14 protein-coding genes and 1 pseudogene are annotated in these 16,045 nt (G+C 36.4%); 13 read left to right on the forward strand and 2 right to left on the reverse strand.

What is annotated here, in order from left to right; genetic code table 11:
• Nucleotides 1-136: 136 nt before the first annotated feature.
• Nucleotides 137-649 carry a hypothetical protein gene (locus JCM14932_RS00150; RefSeq protein ID WP_025023067.1) on the forward strand — a complete coding sequence of 171 codons (513 nt, stop codon included), beginning with the start codon at nt 137-139 and terminating at the stop codon, nt 647-649.
• 30 nt (nt 650-679) lie between these two features.
• Here the strand turns inward: JCM14932_RS00150 and JCM14932_RS00155 are convergent, their stop codons facing one another.
• Nucleotides 680-1,429 carry a LytR/AlgR family response regulator transcription factor gene (locus JCM14932_RS00155; RefSeq protein ID WP_025023068.1) on the reverse strand — a complete coding sequence of 250 codons (750 nt, stop codon included), beginning with the start codon at nt 1,427-1,429 and terminating at the stop codon, nt 680-682.
• Nucleotides 1,430-1,432: 3 nt separating this feature from the next.
• The gene (locus JCM14932_RS00160; protein WP_025023069.1) at nt 1,433-2,443 is read right to left on the reverse strand and encodes a sensor histidine kinase; all 1,011 of its coding nucleotides are present in this window, start codon (nt 2,441-2,443) and stop codon (nt 1,433-1,435) included.
• A 527-nt stretch (nt 2,444-2,970) separates the two neighbouring features.
• Between JCM14932_RS00160 and JCM14932_RS00165 the strand changes: the two genes are divergently transcribed.
• From JCM14932_RS00165 to pcrA, 12 genes and pseudogenes are all read left to right on the forward strand, one after another.
• Entirely contained in the window at nt 2,971-3,804 is an 834-nt protein-coding gene (locus JCM14932_RS00165; RefSeq protein ID WP_025023070.1) for a helix-turn-helix domain-containing protein, read from the forward strand.
• Between the two features lie 296 nt (nt 3,805-4,100).
• Nucleotides 4,101-4,442 (forward strand): SLAP domain-containing protein, encoded by a 342-nt coding sequence (locus JCM14932_RS00170; RefSeq protein WP_025023071.1) that lies wholly within the window; start codon nt 4,101-4,103, stop codon nt 4,440-4,442.
• A 537-nt stretch (nt 4,443-4,979) separates the two neighbouring features.
• Nucleotides 4,980-6,625: pseudogene (locus JCM14932_RS13955) on the forward strand (aryl-sulfate sulfotransferase).
• 277 nt (nt 6,626-6,902) lie between these two features.
• Complete coding sequence (gene rbsK, locus JCM14932_RS00180) at nt 6,903-7,814, forward strand: ribokinase (RefSeq protein ID WP_025023072.1); 912 nt, start codon at nt 6,903-6,905, stop codon at nt 7,812-7,814.
• Nucleotides 7,815-7,999: 185 nt separating this feature from the next.
• Complete coding sequence (locus tag JCM14932_RS00185; RefSeq protein ID WP_025023073.1) at nt 8,000-8,200, forward strand: cold-shock protein; 201 nt, start codon at nt 8,000-8,002, stop codon at nt 8,198-8,200.
• Nucleotides 8,201-8,338: 138 nt separating this feature from the next.
• Nucleotides 8,339-9,550: an MFS transporter gene (locus JCM14932_RS00190; protein WP_025023074.1), complete on the forward strand. Its 1,212-nt coding sequence runs from the start codon at nt 8,339-8,341 to the stop codon at nt 9,548-9,550.
• 87 nt (nt 9,551-9,637) lie between these two features.
• Entirely contained in the window at nt 9,638-10,282 is a 645-nt protein-coding gene (locus JCM14932_RS00195; RefSeq protein ID WP_025023075.1) for a glycoside hydrolase family 73 protein, read from the forward strand.
• 50 nt (nt 10,283-10,332) lie between these two features.
• Nucleotides 10,333-10,914, forward strand: a complete 582-nt coding sequence (locus JCM14932_RS00200; protein WP_025023076.1) for a xanthine phosphoribosyltransferase — start codon at nt 10,333-10,335, stop codon at nt 10,912-10,914.
• Nucleotides 10,915-10,951: 37 nt separating this feature from the next.
• Entirely contained in the window at nt 10,952-11,290 is a 339-nt protein-coding gene (locus JCM14932_RS16830; RefSeq protein WP_025023077.1) for a 5-(carboxyamino)imidazole ribonucleotide synthase, read from the forward strand.
• A complete protein-coding gene (locus tag JCM14932_RS00210) occupies nt 11,287-12,081 on the forward strand; it encodes an ATP-grasp domain-containing protein (protein ID WP_034542262.1) in 795 nt (264 codons plus the stop codon). Before JCM14932_RS16830 ends, JCM14932_RS00210 begins: the two co-directional genes overlap by 4 nt.
• Before the next feature lie 3 nt (nt 12,082-12,084).
• Nucleotides 12,085-13,380 carry an adenylosuccinate lyase gene (gene purB / locus JCM14932_RS00215; protein WP_025023079.1) on the forward strand — a complete coding sequence of 432 codons (1,296 nt, stop codon included), beginning with the start codon at nt 12,085-12,087 and terminating at the stop codon, nt 13,378-13,380.
• 421 nt (nt 13,381-13,801) lie between these two features.
• Nucleotides 13,802-16,042: a DNA helicase PcrA gene (gene pcrA / locus JCM14932_RS00220; protein ID WP_034542323.1), complete on the forward strand. Its 2,241-nt coding sequence runs from the start codon at nt 13,802-13,804 to the stop codon at nt 16,040-16,042.
• Nucleotides 16,043-16,045 lie beyond the last annotated feature (3 nt).

Consider the following 16,045-nt stretch of genomic DNA (forward strand, 5'->3'; position numbering starts at 1 on the left):
TCTAAAAATAGTCGACAGAATGTACAATAATTATAATTTTAAAAATAAAATTTAATTTATTGTATGCAAATATTTTGTATTTTGATATTAATCCGCATAGAATCTGCTGTAATCTAAGATAAAGGAAGACAGAAAAATGAAAAAGAAAACTATTATCGTAGTGATAGTATCTTTGCTTCTCCTTGGATTTTCTTCAATGAATTACAGTAATGTTAAGGCAGAATCAGTAACTAGCGCTGGATATTATGCTGAAGTTAGTGCTGACCCTGCAGATTTATACAGTTCAACAGGCAGTGATCTAAGTGAAACTCTACCATATAAGAGCACTTGGAAGATTGGTCATATTATTAACGAGTCAAACAATACACAGCTATATCGTGTTGGTTCAGATGAATATTTGAATTCAAAACAGAGCTTTTTGTATCAGAAGCGTCCTGAAGTTATTGGTGTCTCTGATGCCAGCGGACAAGTTCCAGTTTATGATCACAACTTTGTAGAGAGCACAGAAGTTGCACTCAAATCTAATACATATTGGTATTCAGATACAGTCATCTATACTTCTTCCGGTATGCCATTCGCAAGGGTAGCTACAGATGAGTATGTTCCATTTTATGAAGTTACATCAGAGAGCTTCACACAAGCATTCTAAATTTGACGATAAAAAAAGCACAGTAGTTTTCTACTGTGCCATTTTTCGTTTAAGACCGGGTAATTTACGTCTGGATACCTCACAGCTCGAGCCATCGTTAAAATAGATCATCTTATTCAGTGAATCCACAGAATGGATGTTGTCAAGATTAACTAAGATACTCTTGTGTGCGCGATACAAACTGGCAAACTCTTCTTCAATTGTATTCAGGTTACCACGAAATTCGGTGATCTCTGTTAACGTATGAAGAAATACCTTGTGAGAACTGGAAGAGGTCTCTAAGTAGTTGATATCCGCTACATCGATCGTATAATCTCTAGAGCCTAAGCTATAATGAAACATTTTGCGACGTTGTGAATTGAGTTCATGCAAACGTTGGAATGTAAGATCGAGGTCTTTGTAGATGGAATCATTCATAGACTTGATGCCATCTTCTTTTTTGATATAGTCGAGAGGTTCGATTTTTCGCTTAAACGTTAAGTAGGCTAATTCCTCATGTGTAGTAATAAAAACAATCTTAGCGGTCGCGTCATGTTTGCGTATCTCTTCTGCTAAATCGATTCCTTTGGTCTGAGAATCAGCAAATTCAATATCGATCAGATAAAACATGTCGTTATTGTCACTACGGTACTTGATGTAGTTCTCAAATTCAGTAGGATTACCAGTAGAAATAACGATCCGCATTTCATGTTCGGGATGGTCTTTCATATAATTTTTGAAGATCAATCTATAAACATTGATCAATTCCAGGTTATCTTCACATATAGCAACGTTTAACAAAATCTAATTCTCCTTTTCAATCGTTAAAATGACGCTGAATTCGTCATCTTCAAACTTTGTTTGTAAAAAGAAATTGGGCTTTTTATTAACTAGTTCTTGGACATTAGCTAAGCCAATGCCGCTGTGATTCTTTTTGGTAGAAAAGCCGTTAGAAAAAATTTTATTTAAATCAATTTTTGTATTGGGAGCAGTGTTGTTTAAAATTATGAATTCGGTGTAATCAGCTTCATCGATCAGAGCAAATTTTAGAATTGGTTGTTGACGTTTCCGACAGGCCTCAATAGCATTGTCAAATAAAATTCCCAGTATCCGGGTAATTGTTACCGAATAGCTTCTTGAAATATTCACATTAGGTGAGATTTCAGTTGAGGTTAGAATGTTTTCATTATTAGCCGTAATGATCTTACTAATGATAATTCCTCGAACCAACTCGTCTTTAATCTTAAATAAGTTAGGATTGTTCAATTTTGAAGCATCATGAATGTCTATGTTTGAATCCTTTAAGATATCATCGATCTTGTCACTGGCGTGTTGGTCATCCTTATCCTTCAAGATAACTGATAAGGATAACAACAAGTTTTTGTAGTCATGCTTGAACTTACGCATTTCATCATAGTTTTCTTCCAGCTCTTTGATATAGATGTTGTTTTCTTTTATTCTTTCCAATTCTTGTATCGCACGTTGCTGTTTAAGGTATCCAGCAATATAGTACAAAGTTCCGAGAAAAATGAAAATAAATATGATTATGGTAAGAACAACGTTTGTCTGCATGTACTCTAGTTGCACGTCAAGCATTCTGGAAACGGCTGTAAAAGTTATGAAGCCAATTAATAAAATTGCGATAGCTGAAGTGATGATCGTAATAATAATAGGGTCAGTAAAATTAATGAACTTACTTAGTCGGCGATATATAATAATGCCAGTAGTTACTATCATTAAAGCAAAGATGTAATTGAGAACTACGTTGGTTATTAACATAGATATCATTTGCTGCTGGTAGTTGAATACTTTCATAGATATCAGGCCAGCTAAGCTTTGTGAGAATGCGCAGGTGAAGATACTTAACAGTAACCAAAGAACGCGGTTGATCAATTTTGGCTTATAATGACTGAATAAAAAGAAATACGACACGACCAGTAAAAGAATACCGATACTATCATGATATAGGTCTATAAAGCTAAATGTGATACTAGCCACAATGGCCAGTATCACATTTAGCTTTGATCTTGTTTGTGGGATTATAATGAATACTAATAAGAAGAAAAGTATATTATTTATAAAATCCATCATTTGATAGGATATTGTGTTTAAATAAATCATTATATGATATTCTCTGCTTACTTATATTCAAATGAAATGTAAAATAATTCTAAATTTGTGATAAAAGAAAACATAAAAGAGCCCCCAATGTAAATCATTTCATGTAACTGAATATTAACATAATATAGGTAGAAAAAAACTTAATATTCATAAAAGGACTATTTAATATCCTGTGTGGTATTATTAATAATAATGTCATCTCAATAATAGGAGTGAAGAGAATGTTTTTAGGATCAGTTATTTATGATAAGCGCAGAAGTATGCATCTTACACAGACAGAATTAGCTGCAGATGTTTGTACACAGAATACGATCAGTAAGATCGAAAAACATAATATTTCTCCAACAGTAAATATTTTAACTAAGTTATGTCTAAAACTGGATTTGAGCCTAAATGATGTCTTTAGTGATTTTTCCAGTAACTCTACTTCGGAGGAGGAGAGTATTCTAGATTCCTTGGAACGTGACTTACTATTGGATAACACCGGTGAGATATCCGAAAAGTTATCGATGCTACATAGCAAGTTGAGTGATAATGATTTGAAACAGGTTGATCTGATCAAAGGTGCAATGGAATATTACGATAATGACTATGACAACTCTCTATTTACTCTAGACAAGGTTCTGCAACTAACCAAATCAGATGTTTATGACGTTTATACATTATTAACTTATTTATTTAAGGGTATGAATTATATGAAGCAAGGGCACAAGGATCGTGCTCAATATTATTTTGAAATGATCGAAAGTGCGACTAAGGAAAACTTGCAAATTCCTAATGCGAACGAAATCGAATTGATTTATATATGTAAATCGTTGGCGGGAGCATATGTTGAATTAGGAATGCTAAAAAAATCTCAGGAATTTAGTAATAAAGGGATTGAGCTTGCAAAATCAAAACATACGACATATTTTGTAGATTATTTGCATTATTACGCCGCTGAAGCAATCGAAAACGATGATCAGCATACTCAAGAATACCGTGAACTTAGGGATGCGGCTTATTATTTTGCTAAATTATCTGATGATGTCAAATTGTTAGACAAAATGGCTTAAACAAAATACAAACAAAAAGGAACAGGATTTTGAGCAAATTAGCCCAAATCCTGTTCCTTTTTGTTTTTAACGCAAATTATGAAAATATTTATAACAATAAATAGACCATATGTATTGATATTGTTTAGTAAATTTTGTACTATAAGGTTAACAATAATATTAGACAAAATGTCAACTAGTACTATTGTGTGTGTATTTAGTTCTATGCCAGTAGAACTTTTTGTGTGCTCATTTTTGTTTTGTGTGTATTTTTTGTTTAAAAATTCAAAAAATCTATTTATACGAGGAAATTTATTATGAAAAAAAATGCGATTGCTTTATTAGCTATGGCTCTATTAAGTACCGGAGCAGCTGTTGCACCAGCAACTACTGCCCAAGCTCAAAGTGTAAGTTCAAGTTACAAAGTCCAAGTAAGTTCAGATTCAGCCAATCTGTACAATGCTTCAGGTGACGAAACAGATTCAACATTGCCAGATAACAGTACTTGGTCAGTAAGTAATGTTAGAACGATCGATGGTAAGGACTACTATCAAGTATCAGCTAACGATTATTTAAGTTCAGAGGATAGTTTTTGTACAAAAACGCCCCGAAACAATAAAAGTAGCCGAAGATCACGATGTCTCCGTCTACAATCATAATTTCGAGGAAAATAGTAAAACTAAACTTGCTGCCGGTACAAAGTGGTATTCAGATACTGCCATTTATACTCATGCAGGTATTCCATTCGTTCGTGTAGCACCAGATATGTATGTTTCAATGGTTGATGTTGTTGAACAATCATTTACTTCTACAATTGGATAATTAATTAATTCTTTTATATTGTGTGTGTGTGAATCTTCGCAGTGCCAGCTGTGAAGATTCTTTTTTAGTTCTTTTGCTTTAGTTCTATGCCAGTAGAACTTTTTTGCAATTTTTAATTTGTGTGTTTATCTATACGAAGTATCTATCTTTAATACAATTTATATAATACTATCATTTGACTAGTATTTTGATTCACATTTTGTAAGAGACTTTTTCCAAATGTGAATCAAAACTAAAAACAAGCATTTTGATACTCAAATATAAGAGTTTCTTAGTTAACTCATAGCCTTTTGTAAGTACATATAGAGGGACTTTATTCTATAGTGGAAAAGTACAAATGTTTTATGTATTAAGCAAGAGAGGAAGTATGCAATTTGAGGAAGAAACTAGCTTTTGTTACTGTTCTTTTGGCGTTTTTGTCGCTAATTGCAGTAGCATGCTCTAAAACTAGTTCCAGTGATGTAGATAGAAAAATATTAAGCACGGAACAAATTAAGAAAAACGTTGGTTCAAAATTGATCCAGACGCGAGAAAATTCTCAGTCTGCTTTAACTCAAACTTACCAAAAGATAGTTAAGGACAAATCAAGAACCTTAGATGATCCATATGTTAAGTTAAATCCTTATAAGACCTCACCTTTGACGGCACTTGTCATTTTTCAGACAGATCAAGAAGCCAAAGTTTCTTACACAGTTGAGGGAGAGAGCGATGGAACTGATGTTACAAATACTGTTAATGATGGATATTCAACGACTCATCAAGTGCCTGTGGTTGCTTGTACGCCAATAAAACTAACAATGTGACAATAAATGTTACCTATAAAGATGGAACAACTGCCACTAAGACGATTCAAATCAAGACGGGTGCACTTCCTAAGTATATTAAGAATGCAACTATTACTGTCAAGAATACTGATAAGTCGAAGATGGATATAGGTAATAATAAATTAACGATAATCAATCGAACGACAAAAGAACCATTTGCCATCGACGCTGATGGTAATGTCCGCTGGTATTCAACTAATTATTCGCAACATACGATTGAACAAATTTCTAATGGTCATATGTTGATTTTAACTAAGAAAAAAGAAAGCTCACGAGTTTATAATGACTTGATTGAAACGGACGTATTAGGCAGAGTTTATAAGGAATACAGCTTTGATCCTGGAACGAAATCAAATGATTCTGGTAATGCTAAAGACGAAACAACTGTGATCCATCACGATTTATTAGAATTACCAAATCATGATATCTTAGCAACTGTTAGTGACGGATCTAAGTATAAAGAAGATGTCATGGTTCAAATCTCACATAAGACGGGAAAAGTAGTAAAGGTTGTTGATTTGAAGAGGATCCTACCAAGCTCAATGTATAAGAAATACAAAGCGGGTTCAGATGGTAAGATTGATTGGTTCCATCAGAATTCGGTTGACTATGATGAATCTGACAACAGTATTATGATCTCTGGACGTAATCAGGACATGATAATAAAACTAGATTATAAGACGGATAAGATCATCTGGATATATAGTGGTAAAACCAAGGCTACGTGGCCGAAGAAATATCGAGATAAGATTCTTACGCCGACTCAAGGTACAACTATTACTGGCGGTCAACACGGACTATATTTGTTGAAGCATGATGGTGATAGTGAAGATGTAATTCTGTATGACAATAATATCGATGTAACTAATGGTGATAAGAAGACTTCTGGTAAGTATTCTCAGGCGATTGAATATCGTATTGACACTAAGAATATGTGGTCTTATGGTAAGAACCTTGGCAAAACCAATTTTACAAGTATCATTGGTTTTGCTGAGCGTGAATCGAATAGCAATACTTTGATCGACTTCGGATTTAAGGACAACGGTAAGGAAAGTAATATTATCGAAGTTGATTCTGAAGGTAATCAAGTATTCAATGTGACAATGAAGAATGCCTCATCGAAGGCTTATGCTTATCGTGCTTATCGCGTACCGTTCTATTCTTCCAGTTATATATTCGACGTTAATAGCAAATAATAATATAGAAGAAAAAGGACTCAATTCCGGCGGTGGAATTGAGCCCTTTTTGCTAGAGGCAGATATCTAAAATACGGATACAGCAAGTCACCTGATTGGGGTGGTAACTTGCTACAACCAAAGTATATCACAACTGATATTCCAAAAAAGTATAAAAAATATCACATATGTGCCATGATATAACTCCTCTAATATATATAATGTAGATAAACGTAATTACCATTTTAGCTATGTTAAAATATTACTACTTATTATTACAGAAAAAGGTGAAGATACCATGAAGAAAATTGTTGTATTGGGATCAATTAATATCGATACGATTTTAAATATCACACGTTTGCCATTACCTGGTGAGACAATGGCAATGCACGACCGCGCCATAGCTGGTGGTGGTAAAGGAGCTAATCAAGCAATTGCTGCAGTCAGAGCTGGTGCCGAAACTTCTTTTATTTCCAAGATCGGACAAGACCATGCGGCCGATTTTATGTTAAATACTTTTAGAGAAGACAATTTGGATATTGATCACGTGACGATGGATGAAAAAGCCGGAACAGGTAAAGCCTATATTCTTTTGGATGACAAGGGTCAGAATAGTATTTTGATCTATGGAGGTGCTAACCAGACTATCACTGTTGATGATATTCACAATGCAGAAGCAACAATCAAGGGTGCTGACTGTGTTATTTCTGAGTTTGAGACGCCAATTCCTGCAACTGTCGAGATGTTTAAGATTGCAAAAGCTAATAATGTAGTTACAATTTTGAATCCAGCACCTGCTAAAACTAACATACCGGAAGAATTGTTGAAGCTTACTGATATAATTGCTCCAAATGAGACAGAGGCAGAAGCAATAACTGGAGTAAAAGTTGTGGATGAAGATTCTATGGAATTAGCTGCTTCTAAGATGCATGCTCTTGGAGTTAAGACAGTTTTGATCACTGTTGGTTCCAAAGGTTCGTTTTATTCCATCGAGTCAGATAAAAGTGGCTTTGTCAATGCTTTTAAGGTGAACGCAGTTGATACGACTGCGGCTGGTGATACGTTTATTGGCTATTTAGCTGCTAATTTAGAGCATGATCTGTCAAATTTGGAAAGCGCTATGATTATTGCTAGCAAAGCATCTTCACTAACCGTACAGACGCAAGGCGCACAGAATTCTATACCATATAAAAAACAATTAAATTTGTAATGAGATATAGGTATTTATTTGGACGGATTCCCTTGAACGGTTTGAAATGATGCCGGATACATGTTAATATAAGAGTTGTATTTTTGAATGGTTAATGGTTCGAATGGTTTTATCTAATAAAGGCTTTCTTCCATAAAGTACCACGAGATGATGCACAAATATTAGTTATCAGGAGGAACAGTCTGATGGAACATGGAACAGTAAAATGGTTTAACGCAGAAAAGGGTTATGGTTTTATTACTCGCGAAGATGGTAGTGATGTATTCGTACATTTCTCAGCCATCCAAGGTGACGGTTACAAGACACTTGAAGAAGGTCAAGCCGTAACATTTGACATTGAAGACAGTGATCGTGGACCACAAGCTTCAAACGTTGTTAAAGCCTAATAAAATTTAAATTTCAAAGTCAACTCCGCTGGAGTTGGCTTTTTTAATGCAATTTTTTACATAAAATTTACAAACACTAAACACAATCTTTACATCACATCGGTATAATCAAGGTTTAAACGTAGGGAGTGTTGACAGGTGTTTATCAATGGTAAGGATAGATGGCAGAAGAACTTTCAAGTTTTGTGGTTTGGAAGCATGATAACAGAATTGGGCAATGCAATGACTTTGCCCTTTATTGTTTTGTATATTAATACTCTTGGAAACTTTACGAGTGCAGAATTGAACACGTTGGGTGCTTTGGCCTTCTCACTGACTTATCTATCAAAGGCAATCGTTTCACCTTTGTGGGGCAAGTTAGCTGATCAAAAAGGCAGAAAGTTAATGTGCTTGCGTGCATCAGGGATAATGACTCTAACAATATTCTTGGTCGGAATGGCACCTAATGTTTGGTTCTTACTATTCTTTAGAATGTTGCAAGGTGCTTTTTCAGGTTATATCAATAACGCTAATGCCTTGGTGTCAGTTGAAGCACCGGTCAAGATGCGTGGTCGAGTAATGAGTAAGTTAGTCACTGGAAGTATTACGGGAACGTTAATGGGTCCATTACTTGGTGGAATATTGGCTACTGTGGTGGGATACCGAGGAGCCTTTTTTGTTACAAGTATTTTAATGGCAACGGTTTTTGTGGCGACACTATTGGGCGTCAAAGAAGACTTTGTTCCTATTGCTAAAGATCGATTAGAACCAATACTCCCAGCTATGAGAAGCATTGGTGCAGGTTTCTTCGTAGCGTTATTTGTATCTTTACTATCTATTCAGGCTACGACTAATGCGATTACGCCGATGGTTAGTTTGTTCGTCAAACAGCTCTTGCCTGATACGAGTCATTTGAATCTTATAACAGGGATGGTTTCTGCTGCACCAGGATTCGCAACGATTGCCATGTCAGGAATCGTTGGTCGGATGATCGATAAAATGGGCGCAAAGAAGAATCTAATGATATTTTTAATTTTAGCTATTATAACGTTATTTTTAACGAGTTTAATTCAGACTGTCTGGCAATTTACTTTTTTGCGGTTTGTCTTAGGAATCGCAGATGCAGCATTGCTGCCAGCTATTCAAATATTAACGGTTCAAGTTGTACCTCAAGCAATATTTGGCCGAGTCTTCAGCTATAATCAATCAGCACAATCACTGGGAAGTGTTATCGGTCCAATGATGGCAGCTGGAATTGCCAATTTCAGTGGTTATCGGAGTATTTTTATTTTTACAGGAATACTAGAAGTCATCGCAATGTTGTGTTGGATAATGTACTATCGCAATTTGAAGATGAAAAAAATACGTTAAGTCTACATTGTTATATTATTGTCATATTTTTTTGAAGTATATCAGCTATAATAGAGGATAATGACAAAAAAGGAATAGAGTAAGCAATTGCCACAAAAGAGGAGATACACAAGCCGCCGAACTTCACGACGCAGAAAGAATAATAGTAATATATCTGTAATTACGTTAGTAGTGGTTTTTGCAGTTATTTTTATCGGCTTTTTTGGTTATCGAAGATATACACAATATCGTGAGGAAACTCGAACTGAAGAAGTTCATCAAGAACGTAATTCCTTTGTTAAAAAACTTGCACCGTACGCCGTGACCTTGGGTAAGGAATATGGTGTGTTACCAAGTATTACAATCGCACAGGCCATATTGGAAAGTGATTGGGGTAATAGTACGCTAGCAAAGGATTATAATAATTATTATGGTGTTAAAGGTGATAATCCTGATAATACCAAGCTGCTACAAACGAAAGAGTATACAAATGGTCAATGGATAACAATTAATGGCCGCTTTAGAGTCTATTCAAATTTTCAGGAATCTATGAAGGATCATGCTGAATTATTGGTCAATGGTACGACGTGGAATTCCGAACAATACAAACAAGTTATACAGTCAAAAGATTATATTGACGCCGCTGTGGCACTCCAAACGGACGGATACGCGACTGATCCGGGTTATACAAGTAAAATTATTCGGATTATACAAAAATATAATCTAAAAAAGTATGATGAAGGTATCAAGTGAAAATCAAAATATGATAGACTCTAATTATTCTATAAATGGGGGATAACGTAGTGAAAGAATTAGAAGAAAGAATAAAAAAAGATGGTCGTGTTTTAGGTAAAGATGTTCTGAAAGTCGATAGCTTTTTAAATCATCAAGTTGATCCAATGTTGATGGAAAAAATGGGTGAGGAATTTTATAACCGTTTTAAAGATGCAGGTATCGACAAGATTCTTACTGTTGAATCATCAGGAATCGCTCCAGCAGTGATGACAGGACTTAAGTTCGGCGTACCAGTAGTATTTGCTAGAAAGCACAGATCAGTTACATTAAGCGACGATCTCTATACTTCTGAGGTTTATTCTTTTACTAAGAAGACAACTAACCATATCAGTATTGCTAAGAAATATTTATCAAGTGATGATACCGTATTGATCATTGATGACTTCTTAGCTAATGGCCAAGCTGTCAACGGTTTGAACACAATTATAGAAGATGCTGGAGCAACATTGGCAGGTATCGGAATCGTTATTGAAAAGTCATTCCAAAAGGGAAGACAAATGATCGACAAAGCAGGAACTCCAATTTATTCATTAGCACGAATCAAAGCTTTTGAAAATGGCCAAGTTGTTTTTGAACCTGAGAACGATTAGCAGAGTACTGGAACTCGTTTTATAGGAAGGTGGATTTATGACTTTTATTGCGCCTGGTAAAACACTAGGGATAATTGGCGGCGGCAGTGAAACTTATTTGTTCGAGTTGGAAGCTAAGCGAATGGGCTTTAGAACCATGCTTTTGACGACTGAAGAGGATGACATTGCCACACAAGCGGCCGACAATTATTTGGTTGGTGAATTAGAAAACATCGAGAATCTAAGTGAATTAGGCCATAGAAGTGACCTTCTTTTGTATATGGATGAAAACTTCAATAGTAGTTTATTAGCTCAACTGGAGCACAATTCAATGTTGCCCAAGGTTCGGGTTTGTTGTCCATTGTACAAGACAGGTACATTGAACGTACGTTGTTGAATGATTTGAACATCAACGTTCCACCTTTCTTTTCGATCGTAACGACTGATGATATCAAAAAGGCGATAGAGGAGATCGGTTTCCCATGTATTCTTAAACCGATTCAAAAGAACCAAACCACTCTTAAGCGTCATGTGTTGTACAACTACAACGATGTCGATCAAGTTACTGGTTTACTTGAGAATGGAACTTATATTTTGGAAGCTTGGATCGATACTAAGGCTGAATATTCCATCATGGTAAGCAAGAGTAAGAATGGTAAGGTTCATACTTTCCCTATGATCAGAGAAATTTATGATGGTTCACATTTGATGAGTTCTTATTTGTTTAAGAAGAACAATCCAGATGTTGAAGCGGAGATGCAGAGGGTAGCTTTAAAGATTGCTGACAAGATTGATTATGTGGGCATCTTTGGAATTGGATTTTTAGTGTCACAAGCTGATGTTCTATATGTGAAGAGGATTTTTCCAGGTATCAATTACTCAGCTAATGTTTATCAAGAAGCTACTGGAGTATCACAATTCGAATTACATATCAGAGCTATTTGTGATTGGCCGATTCCTGAGATATATCCGATGGTAAATGCGGCAACCTTGAAGATCATTGAGGGTAACTTGCCACAGAGCTTGGATCTGTTACAGGAAAAGGCACAGTGGAAATTCAATTATTACACAGGATTTAAAGCTAAGAATGAGGCTGATCGGGATGTTGGATACATTTCGATCGTTTCAGACGATGCCGATGAACTAAAGGAAGATATCCTATCAACTAATATTTGGAGAGTAGAATAACTTATGATTGACAGATACGTAACTAAAAAAATGAGCCCCATTTGGACGGATCAAAATAGATTTCAAGCATGGCTAGAAGTCGAAATTGCCGCAACTGAAGCATGGAGTGAATTAGGTGAAGTTCCTGCTGAAGATGCAAAGTTGGTCGCTAAAAATGCTAAGTTCAATGTTGATGAAATTAGAGAAATTGAAAAAGAAACTAAACATGATGTCGTTGCCTTCACACGTGATGTTTCACGTTATTTAGGACCAGAGAGAAAGTGGGTCCACTTCGGACTTACTTCTACTGATGTTGTTGATACAGCCTATGGTTACTTAATGAAGCAGGCAAATGACATTATTCGTGAAGATTTAGATACATTCTTAGAAGTAGTTAAAGAAAAGGCTTTGGAGTACAAAGATACTGTTATGATCGGCCGTACTCATGGTGTTCATGCTGAACCAACAACTTTTGGTTTGGTATTAGCTAACTGGTATTCTGAGATTAAACGTGACATCGAACGTTTTGATCATGCAGCCAAAGGTGTTGAAGCTGGTAAGATCAGTGGTGCGGTCGGTAGTTTTGCTAATGTGCCACCACAGGTCGAAGAATTAGTATGTAAGAAGCTTGGCATTCGTGCTCAAGAAATCTCAACTCAAGTTCTTCCTCGTGATCTACACGCTGAGTATATTCAAACAATGGCTTTGATCGCTACATCGATCGAACGTTTTGCACTTGAAGTAAGACATCTACAGAGAACCGAAGTCCGTGAAGCCGAGGAATACTTTGCTGCTGGACAAAAGGGTTCTTCCGCAATGCCTCACAAGCGTAATCCTATTGGCTCAGAGAACGTTACAGGACTTGCACGTGTCATTAGAGGTCATGCTTTTACAGCCCTTGAGGACGTTCCTTTGTGGCATGAACGTGATATCTCACATAGTTCAGCTGAACGTGTGATCATTCCTGATACAACGGAATTACTAGATTATATTTTGACTCGTTTTACTAAGATCACAAAGGACCTAACAGTGTTCCCAGATAAAATGATGGAAGATATGAACTTAACTCACGGATTGATCTTCTCACAACGTGTTATGTTGAAATTAGTTGAATCCGGTCTTAGTCGTGAACAAGCATATGATATTGTTCAACCTAAGACAGCTGAAGTTTGGGATGAAAAGAAAGACTTCCGTACATTATTGGAAGCTGATAGTCGTGTGACTGATAAATTATCAAAAGCTGATATTGATGATGCCTTTGATTATCACTGGCACTTGAAGCACGTTGATGAAATTTTCAAGCGTGTTGGATTAGAATAAGTATTGTTGAAAGATATTTGCTTTGGCAGATGTCTTTTTTTGTTTTTTATTTCTATGCAATATAGTGGAAACGCGTTTACTAAGCACAACTCCTTCCGCTTACTACGGATTGTAAATGCACCACTACGTGGCACCTTTACAATCTAGGTAATGCTCGGGAGTTCCCGTGCTTAGACACGCTCTTTTCAACGCGCTCTACCAAAACGCGCTTATTAAGCACAACTCCCTCCGCTTACTACGGCCAAGAAATGCACTGCTTCGCAGCACTTTCCTTGCCCTAGGTAATGCTCAGGAGTTCCCGTGCTTCAACGCGCTCTAATAGTATTATTGTCACTAAAAATTTGCTACAATGTAAACTAGATGTTTTTTGTTAAATGTTGATATATTAAGGATTTGAAGGAGTTAGAAATTGGAAGAAGCAATGTTAAAAGGTTTAAATACAGAGCAACAAGAGGCTGTTCGAAGTACCGAGGGTCCTTTGTTGATCATGGCTGGTGCCGGTAGTGGTAAGACTCGAGTTTTGACTCACCGTGTTGCCTATTTGATTGAGAACAAGAATGTTATGCCTTGGCATGTTCTTGCAATCACATTTACTAATAAGGCTGCCAAAGAAATGAAAGAAAGAATTGGAAAACTGCTTGATGAAGCAGCCGAAGATGTTTGGGTTTCGACTTTCCATTCACTCTGTGTTCGTATCTTAAGACGTGACATTGATAAAATGGGTAAGTCCAGATCATTCACGATTTCTGATCCTTCAGAGCAACGTACTTTGATGAAGCAAATTCTAAAGAGAATGAACTTGGATCCTAAGCAATACGACCCACGTGCTATTTTGGGAGCCATCAGTAATGCTAAGAATGATCTGCAAACTCCTGAAGTGTTTGCTCAGAATGCTAAGTCACCTTTTGAACAGATCGTAGCTAACTGTTACGACGCCTACATGAAAGAAATGGAAAAAAATCAAGCCATGGATTTTGATGACTTGATCATGCAGACAAATATTTTGTTTGAACAATGTCCAGATGTACTCGAATATTATCAACAAAAGTTCCAATACATTCACGTTGATGAATATCAGGATACCAATGAGGCTCAATACAAGTTGGTTCAACAATTGGGTGCTAAGTATCGTAACGTCTGTGTTGTTGGTGATGCTGACCAGAGTATCTACGGCTGGCGTGGCGCTAACATGAAAAATATTATGAATTTTGAAAAAGATTATCCTGAAGCTACGACTATCAAATTGGAGCAAAACTACCGTTCAACTAAGACGATTCTTGATGCTGCCAATGAAGTTATCAGTCATAATACTGAGAGAAAACCCAAAGAGTTGTGGACTGATAATGCCAAGGGTGATGACATCAATTTTTACCGTGGTCAGAATGAATCCGATGAAGCATTATATGTTATTTCTCAAATCAGAGATTTGGTATTGAAGGATTATAATTACGGTGATTTTGCTATCTTGTACCGTACCAATGCCCAATCACGTACATTTGAAGAGAAACTTCTTCAAGCCAATATTCCTTACAAGATCATTGGCGGACACAAGTTCTACGATCGTAAGGAAATCAAAGATATCATGGCTTATTTACGATTAGTTGCGAACCCAGAAGATTCAATGAGTTTTCAAAGAGTTGTCAATAGCCCTAAGCGTGGTATCGGACCAGGAACAATCGAGAAGTTGCAAACGTACGCCGACGAACATGGTTGGTCATTACTTGAAGCAGCAGAAAATATTGAATTATCTCCATTGGCTGCTAAGCCAAGAAAGACTTTTGGAGCTTTTGCTAAAGTCATTGATGATTTAGCTGAAGAAGCTAAGACGGTTTCAATGACTGACTTGATGGATCACTTGCTGGATAGATCAGGATATATAGAAGAATTAAGAAATCAGAATAATCTTGAATCACAATCAAGAATTGAAAATATCGAGGAACTTTTAACTGTTACGACACAATTTGACTCGTCATATGAACCAGATCCTGATCTGGATGAATCTAGACTTGAGTCATTCTTAACGGAATTATCATTGGTCAGTGACCAAGATGAATTAGAGGAAGACCAACAAGAAGTTACTTTGATGACTTTGCATGCTGCTAAGGGATTGGAATTTCCAGTTGTCTTCTTAGTCGGTATGGAAGAAGGAATCTTCCCACTTGGACGTGCTCTGATGAAGCAAGAAGAACTAGAAGAAGAGCGTCGTCTAGCTTATGTTGGTATTACACGTGCCGAAAAGAAATTATACTTAACTAATGCATACAGCCGTATGTTGTATGGACGTTTGCAAAGTAACCAAGTCTCTCGTTTTGTTGAGGAAATTGGTGATGAACATATTAATTGGGTCAATCGAAATGCTGGTGGAACTGCGGCTTCGAAGACTAATAAGATTTCAGAAGCTAATTTACCATTTGCTGAACGCCGTCGTCGATCAGCTTTCCATTCTAGCTACAAAGTTGATGAGGCCCAAAAGGCCAGTGGTGCTCAAGGTGCTGAAAATATCAGCTGGAATATCGGTGACAAAGTTGAGCATAAGAAGTGGGGCCAAGGAACAGTTGTCAAAGTTAATGGCTCTGGTAAAAACGCTGAACTTGATGTTGCCTTTGATAATGAAGGAATCAAACGTTTATTAGCAGAATTTGCTCCTATTAAAAAAGCCTAATAA

The sequence above is a fragment of the Companilactobacillus nodensis DSM 19682 = JCM 14932 = NBRC 107160 genome, from assembly GCF_000615905.1.
In the GTDB taxonomy this organism is placed as follows: domain Bacteria; phylum Bacillota; class Bacilli; order Lactobacillales; family Lactobacillaceae; genus Companilactobacillus; species Companilactobacillus nodensis.